Source organism: Eubacterium xylanophilum ATCC 35991, from assembly GCF_000518685.1.
GTDB classification, from domain to species: Bacteria; Bacillota; Clostridia; order Lachnospirales; family Lachnospiraceae; genus Eubacterium_F; species Eubacterium_F xylanophilum.
In genome coordinates this window covers 183,597-201,185 of sequence record NZ_KI912470.1, presented here as the reverse complement: position 1 = coordinate 201,185, position 17,589 = coordinate 183,597, and the positions used below count along the sequence as shown (strand labels likewise).

Here is a 17,589-nt window from a genome sequence, read left to right as displayed (position 1 = left end):
ATATTATTCTTTGTCCTGGTTAGTTACACCGCTGTTGATGACTTTAAGAGTAACTTTGTCACCCACAATTGTTGAGTATGGATCATCGAACTGGAATTCAACTTTATATTCTCCAATTCCAAGGGAATCCATAGCACCCGGCCAAATCGATAATTTGCCCTTCTCATATGTGAGATAACTCTTATCAACAAAATTTCCGTTGAGTTTGACTGCAACATTTGAAGCCGAATATGATGCTTGTCCCATGTCTAAATTGATTGTAATCGGTGATTTGTTGGTCTTGTCATATGTGCAATCCGCCTTCTCAACTGTTGGAAGAAACTCTTGGATTGCATAATATGAATCCTTAACTTCTGCCAAATCACTTATCGGATAAAGATTGCCATTTACTGACATCTTCGCCTCTCCGTTAGACATTGTGATATAGTCTACAACACCCTTGACCTCATTTACATCTCCATTAGTACTCGTTGTATTGATTACTACGGATTTACCAACAAGTCCAAATGCCTGTGAGTTTTGAACTGTTTCATTGAGGTTTTGCATTTGCTCAAGTGATGAGAACTGAGCTAGTTGAGCGATAAAATCAGAATCTTTTTCCGGCTCCAATGGGTCCTGGTTTTTCATCTGAGTTACCAAGAGTTGGAGAAATTGATCTTTGCCAAGATCTCCACCAGCTTTAGTCTGATTATCTTCTGTGGCATTGGTTCTCTTTGTAGACAACGACAAATCATCTAGGCCTGCAATCAAACCATTAATAGATGTTGCCATAGCGTTCTCCTTTCTATGCTGTAAAATCTACAACTCCATCCGGATTTGTAGCAGCATTGTTCTCCTCTTCAGGAACTTCTTCGCTTTGATTGGTTCCCCTTCCTACCTTAATACGTTTCTTAGGCTTTCCATTTAGGTTCTGATTGTTTGAATCCTCCTGGTTCTTAAATCCAAAGTTTGAAACATTTACTTCCACAGATTCAACCTTGAGTCCCTGGTTTTCAAGATTCTCTCTGAGTGTTACAATCTGACTTTCAAGTGCTTCCTTCGCATATTCATTCTGCACTGTCAATGTCGCAGTTGCAACTCCTTCTCTAGTCATAACACTGAGATTGACTCTTCCAAGGGTTGCAGGGTTTAGCATAAGCTCCATACTCGTTGTCTGAGGCATTACCCTGATCTTAATCTGTTTGACGACTTGATTTACAATCTGATCAAATGAAACTCCTGTTGTAGCCTCACTAATCTCCCCATCAACAGCATTAGCGTTGAAATTTTGATTGAGATTTTCAACAAAAGCATTTAACTGATTGCCATTGTCGCCCTGTCGGGACATTTCACCTTGATTATTCGATGAATCTCCGGTTTTACTCTCACCGGTGACTTCGATTGTAATCTCAGATCCATTGGCGTCATCCACAGCATCTGTGTTCTGAGCATTCAAGTCGTCCTGCAAATCGCTTTGAACACTCGCCTGAGTTTCTGCGGTAACTTCCCTCTGTTCTTCACTTTGTCCATTTACAAAATCTTCCATGATTTTTGAAAACTTTTCTGAGAACTCTTTGAGATAATTCATACTTGAATCATTGAGATTCTTCATGTCAATTCCAAGCATTTCATCCAGAATATCTTCGATTCCATTCATTAGATTGTTAAGCTCTGTCACGAGCTTGTCTGAAGTGAGGAATGCATTGACATCTTCAATTCCGTGAGCTTCCATCACAAAAGCTCTTAGGCTTGTGGCATCAATTGTCATCTCTGTAACTACGAGTGTGAAACTAGCACACGTAATTCCGAGCTGATTCATAATGTCTTCCACCTGATCTCTCGACATACCAAAGGTATCTTCAAGAAGATCTACAATCTTTTCTTCGACTTTCTCGAAATCTTCTTCAGTAAATTCGTCCTTTGATCTGACTTCTGTCTTACTATTCAATTCTGCTCTTCTCTGCCTATAATCCCCATCATTCTTGTACTCTTCATCTGTCCCCTGGGCTTTTGTTGTTTGTTTGTCCGCATTAAAATCGCTTTTAGAATCCTGGTTATTATTAACATTCGAAGACACTTTTGACATGAAGTTGTCAAAATTGGATTCTTTTACTTTTGTGGTCTTTCCGGTCGAAGCAGATTGAATCGTCGTGAATTGCATCGATATGCTTTGTGATTGCATCTGTCCATCCTCCTCGCTTTAATTCCACATCTACCAGGGCATTTGCCCTGGTAAATATAAAGTAAAATTCTGTCTTTAAATATATCGACATAGGTCGGAGAAATATTATACTATTTGATAAAAGAATTATATGATTTTTCTACTTTGAAGTCATCTTCGTTGTTATCTGAGCGGCAGTTTCCGGTGTCATTTCATTGAGTATTGCCGCGCTCTTTGATTCTGTCATAGTATCAAGAATCTTAGCCACAAGACCTATGTCCGTTGCCATGGTCTCAAGAACAGCTGCAGCTTTCTTGGCATCCATCTTACTATATACTGTTCCCTGTTTCTTAATCGCCTGTTCATGCTGATAATCCTTGAGAACTTTTTTATAAATATTCTCCGCATTATCAGGAGAAATCTGTTCATAGTACTTCTTGTATTCCTCTAATTCAGGAGCCTTGTCATTGTAGACAACTCCCTCGTCAAATTCCTTAACTCTCTGCTCGAAGGCCCTCTGCTGAGATTCGAACTTCTTTAATCTATCAACTTCTGCCTTTAATTCTTTGACCTCGTCACTACTTGCAGAGCCACTGCTCTTAGCCTTGGCTAGCTGTGCCTCCAAATCCTTGATTTTAGCATTTGCCTCGTCAAGATTGGTATAGAGTGATGGATCCTTCTTTTCCTCTGTCACCTTTGACGGAAGAATCATATTAACCACCGGCACATCCTTTACAACCGGCGCCAAAACTTCACTTCCAAAGCCACCTACGTCCATTTTAACAAGTGCAACAAACGCAGCAAGCCATATCAGTATTATGAGCAACACTATCACGATAGTCAGCACCTTGCTACCGGCGCCCTCTTCTTTTTCAACAGTATTATCTGCATCTTTATTCTTATCTGCCATCTTAATCTCCAATCTCTATTGCTAATTTGATGTTTGCGCTGCAGTACCGTATTGATAGCTATTGCGCTCATCAACTTCCTTTTGCTCCTTATCCAGCTCCTCTTTGAGAAACTTTTCAAAGGCTTTTTCTCTAAGTTTCTCATACATTTTTCGCTCCTGCATGGCAAGTTGCAGTCGCTCTCTTGCAGCTTCCACTTCTTTCTCACAGCGTTTGACAGCTAATTGTTGCTGTTTTTTGTACATTTTTAATATCTCAACAGCTTCTTCTCGCCGTCTAATCTCCATCACTGCAAGTTGCTCATGAAGCATCTGGGCAAGTCTTATCTCAGCCTGCTCCTGTCTTTTTGCCAGCGCAGCTTCCTTTTCCTGCTCGTCCATGAGACGCATGTTGGCTTCAGCATACTCGTTTTTTGCCTGTTCTTCTAACTTTTCCTTCATGTCAAGGATATTCTGCATTGAAAAATTAAACCTGGCCAAAAGACTCACCTCCATGCATCACTTTCCCTTATCCAACTGCTCCCCCATCGTCAAAAATAGCAGCCATTCTTTCAAGTGTTTCCTCGAAAGTAAACTTCTCCTCTGTGCCTTGCATCAAAAATTCATTCACAGCATCAATCTTCTCAATGGCAAAATCAATAGACTTGTTTGATCCCGGTCTGTATGCGCCGATATTTATCAAATCCTCCGCCTCACTATATGTTGCCAGAACATTTTTCAGCGTACCGGCAAGCTTCTTGTGCTCAGGTGAAGCCACCGCCGACATAACACGAGAAATGCTCTGCAGCACGTCGATAGCCGGATAATGATTCTTCTGAGCCATCGCTCTTGATAAAACTATATGCCCATCGAGGATACCTCTGGCTGTGTCGGATATAGGTTCATTGAAGTCATCACCATCTACCAACACTGCATAGAGCCCTGTTATACTTCCAACTTCAGAATTCCCCGCTCTCTCTAACAACTTTGGCATTTCCGCATAAACACTCGGTGGATATCCCCTTGATACAGGCGGTTCCCCGGACGCCAGCCCAATCTCTCGCTGTGCCATGGAAAATCGCGTCAGATTGTCCATCATCAACAATACATCTTTTCCCTGATCTCGAAAATATTCCGCAATAGCCGTAGCTGTCTTAGCGGCTTTATTTCTTATGAGCGCAGGTTTGTCCGATGTGGCAACAACCACCACAGAGCGGGCCATACCTTCACTCCCCAAATCTCTTTCTATAAACTCTCTTACCTCACGTCCACGCTCTCCGATGAGGGCAATTATGTTTATGTCTGCCTTGGTATTGCGGGCAAACATTCCCATCAGGGTACTCTTTCCAACACCACTTCCGGCAAATATGCCAATCCTTTGCCCCTTGCCGACAGTAATCAACCCATCTACTGCTTTTACTCCCAGCGCCAGGTGATCTGATATCATTTCTCTTTTCATGGGATCCGGCGGCTCCGCTTCAACTGAGTATGCCGGACAATATTCATCCAGCTCTTCACCGCTTATGACATTTCCCACTCCATCAAGTGTCTTTCCAAGCAAGTCATCGGACACCTTTACCATCAGCGGTCTTCCCGTATTTTCCACCCAACTTCCAGGTCCGACTCCCTCTACGTTATCATAGGGCATAAGAAGAACTCTGTCATCTCTAAAGCCCACCACTTCAGCCTTTACCACTCCAGCATTTGCATGTGACTTAATAAGGCATAAGTCGTTGAGTTTTGCCTCGGGGCCAATTGACTCAACTGTCAATCCAACAACCTTGGCAACTTTTCCAAGAGGTTTAACAAAACTTCTCGTCATTATTCCTTCGTATCGTTCCATATTGACAATACTTGCCATATCCATATCAATCACCGTCATTCCCCGATTAGCGTCGACAAATCTCTCTGCAACATTTCGAGTTGCGTCTTAATACCGCAGTCAACCATCTGGTGTTCAGTTTCAATGATACACTGTCCCTCGTTAACGGCAGAGTCCGGTACAATTTCAACTGTACAATCCCCTCCGATTTCCGCTTGAATCTCACTTTTCAAAGCTTCAACACCAGGCAGTTCATCAGTACATACTCTAATCTTAATCTCCCTTGATTTTTCCATATCTCTAGCGGCGGATTTTATCAAGTAGAGAATCACATCCGGACTATTTTCAACTACTTTTCCCGTTAACTTCTCAACCAAGGACATAACTATCCCCACATACTTTTGTTCAATCGTATCGATGCACTGAGACAACTCTGCTTTGGACTTTCTATCTAATTCTAAAATCTCTTGCTCTCTTGCATCAAGCTCCTCTGAAGCTTTCTTCATGCCCTCTTCATACCCTCTATGAAGTCCTTCTTCGTAAGCCTCGGCTTTAAGCTGTTCACCGGCAGCTTTCGCCTCTTGCTGAATCTGCTCTGCAAGTTGTCTGGCTTCATTTACGATTTTCTCAGCCTGCGCAGTTGCCTTTTCTTCAAGAGAAATATCCTGCGCCTCAATCTCCTCATCGAATTGTATCTCCGGTTTACTTTCCGGCAATACTTCAGAAACCTCTTCGGATTCACCCATTATACTTGCCATAGAAAGATCTCCATACATCTGGAGTCCCTTTTCAACCTCAAGTTCGGCAATAGTCTTAAACTTTTTTCCCTCTGTAAAGGAATCAAAGCCCCCATTATCGCCACTATGGTCAATAACGACAGCTTTACCCTGTTGGACATTTATATATCCATTTTTTATTAGATTAGACAACTATCTCGTCACCTCCACTTCTGGAAATAACGATTTCAGCTGAATCTTCCAATCTTCTGATAACATTAACAATCTTCTGCTGAGCTTCCTCAACATCCTTGAGTCGCACAGGACCCATATATTCCATATCCTCTTTGATCATGGCTGCAAGACGTGTAGACATATTGTTGAAAATGAGACTCTGAACTTCCTCGTTGGAGCCCTTGAGTGCAATAGCAAGTTCACCGTTTTCAACCTCTCTAAGCACACGCTGAACAGAACGGTCGTCCAGCATGAGAATATCCTCGAATACGAACATTTTCTTGCGAATTTCGTCTGCAAGCTCTGGCTCCTCGATTTCCAGATTCTCCATGATATGCTTCTCTGTTCCTCTGTCTACTGTATTCAAAACCTCTACGATTGAGTCGATACCGCCCACAATCGTATAATCCTGATTGACAAGCGAAGCTAGTTTCTGTTCAAGAATTCCCTCAACTTCCTTGATTACATCAGGGGATGTTCTATCCATGAGTGCAATACGCTTTGCAACATCTGTCTGTTTCTCTGGCGGAAGCGTGCTGATAATCGCCGCAGCCTGTCCGGCTGACAGGTATGAAAGGATAAGCGCTATAGTCTGTGGATGCTCATCCTGAATAAAGTTGAGTATCTGCGAAGCCTCTGTTTTTCTGATAAATTCAAATGGTCTAACCTGAAGAGATGCAGTGAGTTTTCCAAGAACTGCACTGGCTTTATCCTCACCCAGAGCTTTCTGAAGAAGATCCTTTGCATATCCAATACCACCTTCTGCGATATACTGCTGCGCAAGACAGACTTCGTAAAACTCATTTAATACCATTTCTTTTTGAGCCGGTGACACATTTCGAGTATTGGCTATCTCAAGTGTCAATTGCTCTATTTCTTCGTCCTTAAGATGTTTGAATATACTAGACGCCTTCTCCGGTCCCAAAGTAATTAGGAGTATTGCCGCCTTCTGAATTCCATCCATTTCATCAATAGAAACCATTATGCATTACCCCCAATCTTCATTAATCCAATTTCGCAACAACAATGCAACTGCCTCCGGATTCTCATCAATAATCTTTTCGATGGCAAGTCGCATCTTAGATTTCTCTGAAATCTCGATATCATCAATGCTATCTTCCTCATCTGTAGTTGAGAGCAAATCCTCAACTGACAACTCAGGTTCAGTCTCTGTAACCTCAACAGGTGAAGTTCCCCTAATGATAACGAATATGAGAAGCGCTGCAATGAGAACTGCCAAAATTATCATGAGATAATTCGTCACATTGCCAAATATTCCCTTGTCTTCGCTCGCTTCGTAAACTGGTTTTTCATATGCCACAACGCTAATATTATTCTCAGCAATTCCCGTTGCTGCTGCAATAAGCGGAATCACATTTTCTGGCACATCTATCTCAGTAGATGCACTATTAGCATCAACATATTCCTCAAAACTCATATCTTTGAGAGCGCCCGATTCCTCAAGTGACTCCTGTGATATCTTTTTGTATTTTGTCAATACAACACCAACAGAAGACTCTTCCGGTACAACCGCTCCAACTTCTTTTTCTATATTCTTTACATCCTCGTTAGGGAGATAATTGTACTTGTTTAATATCGTCTCAGAATTTGATGAACCGGAATCCTGAAGCATATAATCTGTTTCTTCGGTATTGGAATCAGTTCCCGGAACACCTCCGCTTCCTGAATTTCCTGTAGAAGAATACTCATAAGAACTGGAATAATAACCCTGATCCTGTCCTTCTGCCACAGAATACTCAGTTACCAATTCGCTTACCTTATCCATGTTGAACTTAATTGCCGGCTCACTTACATCCGCATCATCAAAACCAGCTTTAAGTAACATCTTCTCTGTACGCTCTGCAAATGTCTTCTGAAGCTTCGCCTTATAATCCTCTGTACTTGAAATAGTTCCACCGAGAGTATTATCTGTCTTAGCTCCATAGAGAAGATTTCCAGCAGTATCTACAATGACAACATTGTCTGTTGACTTATTTCCAACGGCATTAGTTAAGTAGTATGCCATAGCAGTTGCCGTCTCTTTACTGAGTTCCTTGCCACTGGTGAGTTTGAGCGTAACGCTCACCGAAGCTTCTTCTGACTCAGATAAAATAGTCTTATCGTCTTTTTTCTTGTCAATAATCACTGTGGCATCTTCCACGTTCTCAAAATTTATGAGATTAGTCTTGATAGACGACTGCAAAGCCAATGTTATCTTGGTTTGCTTTTCAAGTGATGATGAGGTCATATCACTTTCAAGAGCCTCATCCCATGACATCTCTGTGTCCACAATTCCATTAGATCCCATTGCAAGAACCGCCTTGGAATAATCACTTTCCTCAACATCAAAAGACGTTGTTCCGGAATCATCTGACTCCATCTTGTAATCAAGCCCCTCAGTGTCCAGTGAACTAGACAAAGTACTGGCAAGTGCAGGATCCGAAAGTGTGGCAAGATGCTTATATGTCGGCCTAGTCAAAACATAAGACAACACAACAATAGCAAAAAATATCGCCAATACCACACATATGATGATAGTTTTTTGCTTTGTTGTGTACTTATTCCAAAAATCTAAAATCTTATCCTTAATGGATACCAATTGTTCCATCATTGTTGAATACGCTCCTCATATTTTCTGGCAAAATCAGCTAATTAAAACTGCATGTTGATAATAGACTTATAGGCCTCTACTGCCGCATTCTTCACTGCCACAGTATACTGTAATGACACAGACGCCTTCTGCTGAGCAACTTGCAAATCATGTATACTATCTGAACGACCCATAGCATACTTGATTTCCTCTTCCTCTGCCTTATTACTCAGGGCATCAGTTTCCTTAATCAGCCCCATTGCAGATGATAACAAAGAATCAAAACTTTGCTCAGACTCTGTCTTGTCAACAGCTCTGATTGAATTGCCATATATGCTGGCGGACCCCAATGGATCAATTGCATTAATCTTAGAAATATCCATTTATTCTCATCCTTTACCCCAAACTACATGTCATCAAGTTCCTGATATATCCAAGGCCTTAAGTGCCATACTCTTGGTAGAATTTAACACTGTTACATTGGCCTCATAAGCTCTGGTCGCATCGATAAGATTGGTCATCTCAGTAACCGTATCAACGTTAGGATATACTACATATCCATCCTCATTAGCATCCGGATGTGATGGGTCATATACCATATTTCCGGGACTGGGATCTTCTACGATCTGTGTTACTTTAACGCCCTTTCCCGTGTGACCATTTGCCATGCTGAGCGACTCGTCAAATGTTGGAAAACTCTTTTCTTCAAAACGCACTGTTTTTCTCTTGTAGGGATTTCCATTCGCATCTCTGGTCGTATTGACATTGGCAATATTCTGTGCGATTATATCAGTTCTCAACTGTTGCGCCGTCATACCTGTGGCGCTTATATCCATTGCTCCAAAAACAGACATATAATCACTCCTTTAACTATGTTGTCTTCATAGCTGCTTTGAGTCGTGAAAATTCAGCATTCATCGAATTCATGAGAGTATAGTACTTGAGCTGATTCTTTGCAAGTTCTACATTCTCGGTATTAATATCAACATTATTTCCATCATACCTGAAGCTCATACCCACTTGATCTGTATATGTCATGCTATTGAGCTCATTGAGATCAATATTGGCAACAGTTGCATCAAGCGAATCTGTTCCAGCTATCGCCGACGAAAGAAATGACTCGAATTGAACATCTTTTCTCTTGTAACCAGGAGTATCAGCATTAGCTATATTGTTGGCGAGAACATCATTTCTCTTCCAACTGGCGTCAGCTGTCTTGTCCAAAACATTGATATAGTTGTATGCATTTGATAATATCACAACTATCACAACCTTTCATAGGATCATGAGTTATAAGTTTCATACTTTCAAAAACGCAAATGGCATTATGAATTATCACAATTCCTTTTGCGTTGATAAATTCTACATAATATCAAATTCTTCGTAAATTATGCTATTGAGGACCTTGATATTAGTCCCCTTTACTCCCATGGACTTGGTCTCAAGCAAACCCGCGCTCTCCATCTTCTTGAGAGCATTGATAATTACAGTTCTGGTTATCCCGGATTCCTTGGCAACCTGGGATACAACAATAGTTGACTCTCCGGAATCAACCTCTCCCAAAACATTCATGATAGCTTTTTTCTCCAGCGGAGAAAGAATGCTAACTGCTGAGTCTACATCCTGCTTCATACGACTTTCAGAAGACTTCTCCTCCATGACAGACCTCTGCATCTCAAGTCCGATAACAGTCGTTGTATACTCACATAATATGATATCCTCAATATCATATTCTTCTTCCTTACGATATAAAAACAACGCACCCAAATGATTACCTGCCACATATACAGGTGTAATCATTGCCTGCAATCCTCTCACTTCATCTCGGGATAATCCCAATAATTGTAAATTGACATTTTCCTTGGTGGACAATACATTCTTCATCCTGCTGGCAATCTTAGAATCAATCCTCTTACTCTTTACCACAGGAATCTCTGAAATCACATTGTCCAAATCACGAAACGATACTCCCAATACCTTACCACTGCTACTTATAACATAGACGTTTGATGACAAAAGCTCCGATAAAACCTTACAAATATCGTTGAAAGCAAGTTTGGGAACTCGACTATCACGAACAAGGCCATTAATCCTTCTGGTTTTGTCAAGTAAATCAACGCTCATCCTATACCTCGCTTATGCAAATTATTATTTTTTTGTAGATAACACAAGATATTGTTATACATGTACATATTCTATCACAAGATTTCTAAAAATTCAAGTATTACATGACTTAATTCTTATCATCTTGAGACTTAGAATCCTTGTCAATATCAGATTTTGCCAATACGGTTCCACAATTCTGATCAACACAGACGTATTTGTTGCCCTTTTCAAGCAACATATCACCGCATTTAGGACATTTGTGGTTAGATGGCTTCTGCCACGTCATAACCTCGCACTCAGGGTAATTGCTACATCCATAGTATCTTCTACCCTTTTGAGTCTTCTTAATTACTATATCGCCACCACACTTAGGACACTTAACACCGATTTTCTCAAAGTATGGTTTAGTATTTCTACAATCAGGAAATCCTGGACATGCGAGAAACTTTCCATGTGGTCCATACTTGATAACCATATTCTTTCCGCAATTCTCACAGATTTCATCGGACACTTCGTCCTTAATCTCCACCTTTTCCAGGTTGGATTCGGCATGATCCAACGCCTCCCTAAAGTCTGGATAAAAGTTTCTTAAAACATCTTTCCACTTGACATTTCCTTCGGCAACTCCATCAAGCAATGTCTCCATCATAGCCGTGAAACCGGCATCTATAATACTTGGAAAAGCACTTACCATGATCTTGTCCACAATATCTCCAAGGTCAGAAAGATACAAATTCTTCTGCTCCTTAGCGACATAACGCCTATTTATAAGCGTAGAAATAGTCGGCGCATAGGTACTTGGACGGCCGATTCCCATATCCTCCAAAGTCTTAACAAGACTGGCCTCTGTATAATGAGCAGGTGGCTGTGTGAAGTGCTGTTCCTCACTAAATTCACTAAATTTTAGCTTATCGCCAACTTCCACCTTCTTCAAAACTGCATTATTCTCAGCCTTATCGCTGGACTTTTTCTCAACTGCCAAAAATCCAGGAAAGGCAATCTTAGATCCAGTACTTCTAAAACTGTGTTTTCCGGCTTCAATCTTGACTGTCATGGTCTCGTACTTAGCGGCATCCATACGGCTTGCAACAAAGCGCTTCCAAATCAACTGATATAGTCTAAATTGCTCGCGTGTCAGAGAATCCTTGACAACTGAAGGCGTAAGATTGACATCAGTTGGACGAATAGCCTCATGGGCATCCTGTATCTTTCTGGAATCTTCTTTGACATGCTTTGGAGAGATGATATACTCATCTCCGTAGTTTTTCTTTATGAACTCCTTACACTCCTGATCTGCCTCCTCTGAGATTCTGGTAGAATCTGTACGCAAATAAGAGATCAAACCTACAGTTCCATGACCTTTTATACTAATTCCTTCATAGAGTTGTTGCGCAACCCTCATAGTCTTCTGTGTCGCAAAATTCAGATTTTTAGAAGCTTCCTGCTGCATTGTACTTGTTGTAAATGGCAGAGGTGGCTTCTTGATTCTCTCACCAATCTTCTTCTCTTTGACCTCATACTTGGCATTTTTTAAGTCAGAGATAATCTCATCAAGTTCCTGCCTTGTGATAAACTCCTTCTTCTTAGGATCACCATAATAATGGGCCTCAAGCGGTTTCTTGCTTCCCTTGACTTCAAACAATGCATCAAGACTCCAGTATTCCTTGGCAATAAAAGCATCTATCTCAGCTTCTCTCTCCGCAATTATGTGAAGTGCCACAGATTGAACACGTCCCGCACTCAACCCTCTCTTAACTTTCTCCCACAAAAGTGGACTGATGGAATATCCAACCACCCTGTCAAGTGCACGTCTGGCCTGCTGTGCATCAACAAGGTTCATATCTATTTCTCGAGACTGTTTGATAGCTTGGCGAACTGCATTCTTGGTAATCTCGTTAAAAGTAATCCTCTTAGTCTTACTCATATCGAGTTTTAGCGCATTACACAAGTGCCAAGATATAGCTTCTCCCTCACGGTCCGGGTCAGTTGCGAGGAATATCTTATCCGCTTTCTTAACTTCCTTTCGGAGCTGTGCAAGAAGCTCACCCTTTCCTCTTATAGTTATATACTGTGGTTCAAAATCATTATCAAAGTCTATACCCATCTTACTCTTAGGCAAATCTCTAACATGACCATTACTAGCCACAACATTATAATTACTACCCAAAAACTTCTTTATAGTTTTGGACTTCGCAGGCGACTCAACTATTATCAAATTCTTAGCCATTTCCCAACTCTCTCCTTAAACTTTTGTAAATTTTGCCTGTTTTCAATCTTGCCGTATGTAGTAATTCATGCCTACTTCCTTAACGTAATCCTTTTTCAAAAGGCCGTATATGTGCCTCATTACTTCACTTGTCTGCATTTCACACTCATTGGCAATCTGATTGATGTGCTTAGGCTCAAGACTTAAATTAGCATACACCATTTTTTCATATGTTTCAAGAAAAAATTTTCCTTTTTTTGAAAAAATTTTATTTATATTGGAAGAAAAAGCATAAATTTCATCAAAGTCAGAATAGTCTGAAACTATGAATGCTCCTTGCTTTATGAGGTTATTGCAACCCGCACTGAGACTGTCTCCACATCTTCCCGGAAGAGCAAAAATATCTTTGCCAAGATCCAAAGCCATATCCGCTGTAATCAATGAACCACTTTTCTTCTCTGCTTCAATTACCACTACACCTGTAGAAAGAGCTGCAATAATCCTATTGCGCATAGGAAAAAAGATGGATTTGCTCGTACCCCCGGTCCATACTCCGATATAATCGCGCCATTCTCCAATATATTCTTGTATAGTCGCCCATTTTCCTTGGGATATGGAACATCTATACCGCTTCCCAATACAGCAACTGTCTTTCCTCCGCCCTCAAGGGCTCCGTGATGTGCCCAACCGTCTATACCGCGAGCCATACCGCTGACTATAGTCAGACCTCGCTCAGCTAGGTACTTTCCTATCCCCCTGGCATTCTCTCGTCCGTATACTGAACAAGCTCTTGCCCCTACGATAGCCACACAACTGCCTAGTTCAGGCATATCTCCCCTGACATATATGAGTTTTGGAGGATTGCTCAAGCTCTCCAATTGCTCCGGATAATCATCATCAAACATGGTCATCAAGCGTATCCCCTTGGATTCGCACTTTGCCCTTATGTCATCAAGATGAATCATATCTCTGCTGTTAATAATATTTCTTTTATCCTTTTCTGTCAATAGCGGAATTCTATCAATCTCTTTTTCAGATGCATGAAAAACATTGTAACAGGATTTAAATATTCTGATTAATTCGAGTATTTTTTTATGCCCAATGTTGTCTATAGTGCACAACCAATCAGAGTATATTTTCTCAGAGTTATCTCCCTTAAATTGTGCTTTTTGTCCTTCTTGTATATCACTATTTGTTATTATATTATTACTTGATATAATATATTGATTATTCATATAAGTTTTCCCCCCAATATTTTTTATTAATCACTTTATATGTGGCCGCCTCCAGTATGTGATTTTCTGTGATTATCTCACTGTGATCCATATCAGCGATTGTCCTCGCCACCTTGAGTAATCTCTGACTGCTTCGAACCGAAAGCATATGAGTATCTATAATTTCCCTGAAAATATTCCGCGTCTCCCCTGTCAGCTCGCAGTATTTCTCTAGGTTCTTACCCTCCAACTCTCTGTTGGTCTCAAAGTCTTCCTCTCTATATCGCTCTCTCTGAATCTCTCTGGTTTCTTCTATTCTCTCCCTGATTGTTTGGCTGGCTTCTCCCCTCTGATTTTCATACATCGGTATCTCTCGCTCCATCTCGACACAGATGTCTATTCTATCCAACAAAGGCTCGCTGAGCTTGGAGAGGTATCTTCTAATCTCAGTATTAGAACATCTACATCTTCTCATATCGGGAAAATACCCACACTTACACGGATTCATAGCCGCCACAAGCATCATACGCGCCGGGAATACATAGGAACGACCAAGTCTAGATATAGTTATCTTTCCCTCCTCCAAGGGCTCTCTAAGGGCCTCTAGTACACTCATCGGATATTCTGTCAACTCATCCAAAAAAAGTACCGAATTATGCGATAGAGTTATCTCTCCCGGCATGGGCTCTCTACCGCCCCCTAACAATGCTGCTTGTGTCACAGAGTGATGTGGTGCTCTAAACTGTCTGTTGCATATTATAGGCACATCCTTATTCAAAAGCCCGGATACGCTATAGATCTGCGTTAGCTCCAGTGATTCCTCCCTTGTAAGACTTGGCATGATACCGGGAATTCGCTTTGCAATAGCAGTCTTTCCTATCCCCGGTGCACCAATCAGGAGAATATTATGACCTCCACTTACTGCTATCTCTATGGCCCTCTTGCACATTTTCTGTCCTCTTATGTCAGAAAAATCCATGCCAGAAGTTTCATTCTGTCGCAACATGGCCCAGTTCTCCGGTTTAGTTGGCTTGAGTGTTCTCTCACCCCTAAAAAAAGAGACAATATCAACTAAACTCCTTGCCCCTATAACCTCTATGCCCTCTACCATAGCAGCTTCTCTGGCATTTTCTTCCGGAAGAATAATTCTCTTAAACCCCTTATTCTTTGCCAAAATAGCCATAGAAAGGACACCCTTCACGCCGGACACCGTCCCGTCAAGGCCCAATTCACCTGTAATAATAGTCTCTTCTAAATAATCCTGTGATATGACACCGAAAGCGGCAAATAATGCTATTGCTATGGGCAAATCAAAGCCCGATCCGTCTTTTCTCAAATCCGCCGGTGATAGATTAACGGTAATGCGCTTTGCCGGGAAAGAAAACCCGGCATTTTGAATAGATATGCGCACACGCTCCCTAGCCTCTTTAACCTCAGAGGCCAAAAATCCCACCATATTAAAGCAAGGCAGACCTAGTGACACGTCTGCCTCTACATCAATTACTTGTGCTTCAATCCCGTAGATTCCCGCACTATACACTTTACTGTACAAATAATTCTCCTTACTCAAGAGAAACACCTAACAATAAGTATACACTCAAGTCTATTTGTTGTCCAGTATTTTTTTGATTTCGTCCATGAAGGTATTTACGTCTTTGAATTCACGATAAATAGACGCAAATCTAACATATGCAACGGGATCAACAATCTTCAATCTCTCCATAACTATCTCACCGATAATCTGGCTGGAAACTTCTTTTTCTCCCATATTGAAAATCTCATTTTCGATTCCGTCAACAATCTTTGTGATGTCATCCAAAGAGATTGGCAACTTAGTACAAGACTGAAATATCCCCTGAACAATCTTTGCCCTGTCATATGGCTCTCTAGACTGATCTTTCTTGATAACTACAAGAGGGATTGTCTCTAGTTTTTCATAAGTTGTAAATCTTTTTTCGCAACTTTCACACTGACGTCTTCTTCTGATTGAAGTATTCTCATCAGCTGGACGAGAATCAATAACTTTAGTATTCTCTTCTCCGCAAAAAGGACATTTCATAAACTCTTCCTCCTAAAGTGACTTGTGAATTGTATTTCTTATAGCACCCTTTCCTGAGATAAGTGAAACAAACAACTTTTCAATCTTTTCGCCAAGTCCCACCTCATAGAGGTTAACAGCAAAAATAGTCTCATCTTTCAAAATATTCTCAAGTGCTGCATGTACATCTGTGTCCCCAAACTTGATATCTTTTACATAAGCCTTTACCTCATCGAGTCTTGGGTCTGGACTCTGCTCGAAAGCTTCCCCATTGTCGTCAATTCCCATAAGATATCTACACCATCCTGCTATGACAAGTGGAATCAATTCTAGATTCTTGGGATCGAGTTCTTGGGATTTTTCATATGCCTTAATCGTCTCTCCAAATCTAATTGGAAGCTTCTGTGAAGTATCACAGGCAATTCTCTGAGGCGTATCCGGCATAAAAGGATTTGGCAGTCTCAATCTGAGAACCGCATCTGCAAAATCCTTGGGATCAATAATACCGGGATTTACTACAACCGGCATTCCCTCTTCATAACACATCTTGGTGATGAGATTTTTCAAATCCTCATCATCCATCTCATCATGAATAGACGTATGACCAAGCATACAGCCATATATAGCAAGGGCTGTATGAAGTGGATTTAGGCATGTACAAACCTTCATCTTCTCTACCTTGTCAACTGTCTCTCTATCTGTAAATAGAATTCCCACTTTATCAAGAGGTGGTCTTCCATTTGGGAAATCATCCTCAATTACAAGATATCCTGTCTCCTCTGAATTGACAAAAGGCGCTGTATATGTATTAAATCCTGTGATGATGAGTTCAGTATCCTCAAATCCATCCTTAGTAAGCATCTCTCTCACATTCTCATCTGGACGTGGTGTGATCTTATCAATCATAGACCATGGGAATGAAATGCTATTATTCATATATTCAACAAACTCATCCTCAACTTTGCCATTATTCTTCCATCCATTCACATATTCCATGACTCCTGCTTTGAGTTTGTCTCCATTATGTGAACAATTGTCCATACTGGCAAGTGCCAGAGGCTTGTTGCAAGCTTTAAATCTGTCATAGCAAAGAGACGCAATTCTTCCCATGAGATGGCTTTGAGCCCCCGGGCCGCTGAGGATTCCCTCATCTACACCAGGAAGCTTGTCTCCTGCGCCATTCACGAGAGAATAACCCTTTTCAGTGATTGTAAAACTTGCCATCTGGAGCGAAGGATTCTCGAAAACTTCCTTTAGTCTTGCATAATCCTCATTAGCAGGATCTGCCACCAATGACTCAACCACACTTCCAACAGCAACTTTGTCTATCGTTCCATTGGCTTTTAATACAACAGATAAGCTCCATGCATCATAAGGCTTATAAGCTTTTGTGATTATCTCGTGGTCAAAACTCTCAGCCACAATTACGCCTCTGTCGTATTCTCCCTGATTCAACAAATCCTGCAACTTAGCAGCGGGAAACGCGCGGAAAATGTTCCCAGCGCCGAAATGAACCCATGTAGGATTCTCCTTTGTAGCTTTTTTCACAGCTTCTCTATCATATTTTGGAAGGTCATATCCCTTCTCTTCCCATTCTTTTGATATCTCATTTTCTAAATCCAACAACTTCATGTTCT

Annotated in this window: 16 protein-coding genes and 1 pseudogene; all 17 read right to left on the bottom strand. The window is 41.1% G+C overall.

Annotated elements, in window-relative coordinates:
* Positions 1–3: 3 nt before the first annotated feature.
* Positions 4–771 carry a flagellar hook assembly protein FlgD gene (locus L877_RS13575; RefSeq protein ID WP_051437762.1) on the bottom strand — a complete coding sequence of 256 codons (768 nt, stop codon included), beginning with the start codon at positions 769–771 and terminating at the stop codon, positions 4–6.
* Positions 772–784: 13 nt separating this feature from the next.
* Positions 785–2,161: a flagellar hook-length control protein FliK gene (locus L877_RS0108125; RefSeq protein ID WP_084554833.1), complete on the bottom strand. Its 1,377-nt coding sequence runs from the start codon at positions 2,159–2,161 to the stop codon at positions 785–787.
* A gap of 139 nt (positions 2,162–2,300) precedes the next feature.
* A complete protein-coding gene (locus L877_RS0108120; protein ID WP_026835630.1) occupies positions 2,301–3,050 on the bottom strand; it encodes a MotE family protein in 750 nt (249 codons plus the stop codon).
* Positions 3,051–3,071: 21 nt separating this feature from the next.
* On the bottom strand, positions 3,072–3,527 hold the full coding sequence (fliJ, locus tag L877_RS0108115; protein ID WP_026835629.1) for a flagellar export protein FliJ: 456 nt from the start codon (positions 3,525–3,527) through the stop codon (positions 3,072–3,074).
* A 28-nt stretch (positions 3,528–3,555) separates the two neighbouring features.
* Positions 3,556–4,908 carry a flagellar protein export ATPase FliI gene (gene fliI / locus L877_RS0108110; RefSeq protein ID WP_479723596.1) on the bottom strand — a complete coding sequence of 451 codons (1,353 nt, stop codon included), beginning with the start codon at positions 4,906–4,908 and terminating at the stop codon, positions 3,556–3,558.
* The gene (locus L877_RS0108105; RefSeq protein ID WP_026835627.1) at positions 4,905–5,777 is read right to left on the bottom strand and encodes a FliH/SctL family protein; all 873 of its coding nucleotides are present in this window, start codon (positions 5,775–5,777) and stop codon (positions 4,905–4,907) included. The genes fliI and L877_RS0108105 overlap by 4 nt, the downstream gene beginning before the upstream one ends.
* The gene (fliG, locus tag L877_RS0108100; protein WP_026835626.1) at positions 5,770–6,780 is read right to left on the bottom strand and encodes a flagellar motor switch protein FliG; all 1,011 of its coding nucleotides are present in this window, start codon (positions 6,778–6,780) and stop codon (positions 5,770–5,772) included. The genes L877_RS0108105 and fliG overlap by 8 nt, the downstream gene beginning before the upstream one ends.
* 6 nt (positions 6,781–6,786) lie before the next feature.
* A complete protein-coding gene (locus tag L877_RS0108095; protein ID WP_026835625.1) occupies positions 6,787–8,409 on the bottom strand; it encodes a flagellar M-ring protein FliF C-terminal domain-containing protein in 1,623 nt (540 codons plus the stop codon).
* Between the two features lie 41 nt (positions 8,410–8,450).
* Positions 8,451–8,771 (bottom strand): flagellar hook-basal body complex protein FliE, encoded by a 321-nt coding sequence (gene fliE, locus L877_RS0108090; protein WP_026835624.1) that lies wholly within the window; start codon positions 8,769–8,771, stop codon positions 8,451–8,453.
* A gap of 33 nt (positions 8,772–8,804) precedes the next feature.
* Complete coding sequence (gene flgC, locus L877_RS0108085) at positions 8,805–9,242, bottom strand: flagellar basal body rod protein FlgC (RefSeq protein ID WP_026835623.1); 438 nt, start codon at positions 9,240–9,242, stop codon at positions 8,805–8,807.
* A gap of 16 nt (positions 9,243–9,258) precedes the next feature.
* The gene (gene flgB, locus L877_RS0108080; RefSeq protein ID WP_026835622.1) at positions 9,259–9,648 is read right to left on the bottom strand and encodes a flagellar basal body rod protein FlgB; all 390 of its coding nucleotides are present in this window, start codon (positions 9,646–9,648) and stop codon (positions 9,259–9,261) included.
* Positions 9,649–9,750: 102 nt separating this feature from the next.
* The gene (locus L877_RS0108075) at positions 9,751–10,512 is read right to left on the bottom strand and encodes a transcriptional regulator (RefSeq protein ID WP_026835621.1); all 762 of its coding nucleotides are present in this window, start codon (positions 10,510–10,512) and stop codon (positions 9,751–9,753) included.
* Positions 10,513–10,621: 109 nt separating this feature from the next.
* Positions 10,622–12,721, bottom strand: a complete 2,100-nt coding sequence (topA, locus tag L877_RS0108070) for a type I DNA topoisomerase (RefSeq protein ID WP_026835620.1) — start codon at positions 12,719–12,721, stop codon at positions 10,622–10,624.
* A gap of 42 nt (positions 12,722–12,763) precedes the next feature.
* Positions 12,764–13,605, bottom strand: a pseudogene (gene dprA / locus L877_RS14405) (DNA-processing protein DprA).
* Positions 13,606–13,927: 322 nt separating this feature from the next.
* Positions 13,928–15,466, bottom strand: a complete 1,539-nt coding sequence (locus L877_RS0108060; protein ID WP_026835619.1) for a YifB family Mg chelatase-like AAA ATPase — start codon at positions 15,464–15,466, stop codon at positions 13,928–13,930.
* A 51-nt stretch (positions 15,467–15,517) separates the two neighbouring features.
* Positions 15,518–15,973, bottom strand: a complete 456-nt coding sequence (nrdR, locus tag L877_RS0108055) for a transcriptional regulator NrdR (RefSeq protein WP_026835618.1) — start codon at positions 15,971–15,973, stop codon at positions 15,518–15,520.
* A gap of 12 nt (positions 15,974–15,985) precedes the next feature.
* Entirely contained in the window at positions 15,986–17,584 is a 1,599-nt protein-coding gene (locus tag L877_RS0108050; protein ID WP_026835617.1) for a mannitol dehydrogenase family protein, read from the bottom strand.
* Positions 17,585–17,589 lie beyond the last annotated feature (5 nt).

Bases quoted from the DNA above. Each gene is read 5' to 3' on its own strand.
- L877_RS13575 (WP_051437762.1), bottom strand. From the start codon at position 771: ATGGCAACATCTATTAATGGTTTGATTGCAGGCCTAGATGATTTGTCG.
- L877_RS0108125 (WP_084554833.1), bottom strand. From the start codon at position 2,161: ATGCAATCACAAAGCATATCGATGCAATTCACGACGATTCAATCTGCT.
- L877_RS0108120 (WP_026835630.1), bottom strand. From the start codon at position 3,050: ATGGCAGATAAGAATAAAGATGCAGATAATACTGTTGAAAAAGAAGAG.
- fliI (WP_479723596.1), bottom strand. From the start codon at position 4,908: ATGACGGTGATTGATATGGATATGGCAAGTATTGTCAATATGGAACGA.
- fliG (WP_026835626.1), bottom strand. From the start codon at position 6,780: ATGGTTTCTATTGATGAAATGGATGGAATTCAGAAGGCGGCAATACTC.
- L877_RS0108095 (WP_026835625.1), bottom strand. From the start codon at position 8,409: ATGATGGAACAATTGGTATCCATTAAGGATAAGATTTTAGATTTTTGG.
- fliE (WP_026835624.1), bottom strand. From the start codon at position 8,771: ATGGATATTTCTAAGATTAATGCAATTGATCCATTGGGGTCCGCCAGC.
- flgC (WP_026835623.1), bottom strand. From the start codon at position 9,242: ATGTCTGTTTTTGGAGCAATGGATATAAGCGCCACAGGTATGACGGCG.
- L877_RS0108075 (WP_026835621.1), bottom strand. From the start codon at position 10,512: ATGAGCGTTGATTTACTTGACAAAACCAGAAGGATTAATGGCCTTGTT.
- topA (WP_026835620.1), bottom strand. From the start codon at position 12,721: ATGGCTAAGAATTTGATAATAGTTGAGTCGCCTGCGAAGTCCAAAACT.
- nrdR (WP_026835618.1), bottom strand. From the start codon at position 15,973: ATGAAATGTCCTTTTTGCGGAGAAGAGAATACTAAAGTTATTGATTCT.
- L877_RS0108050 (WP_026835617.1), bottom strand. From the start codon at position 17,584: ATGAAGTTGTTGGATTTAGAAAATGAGATATCAAAAGAATGGGAAGAG.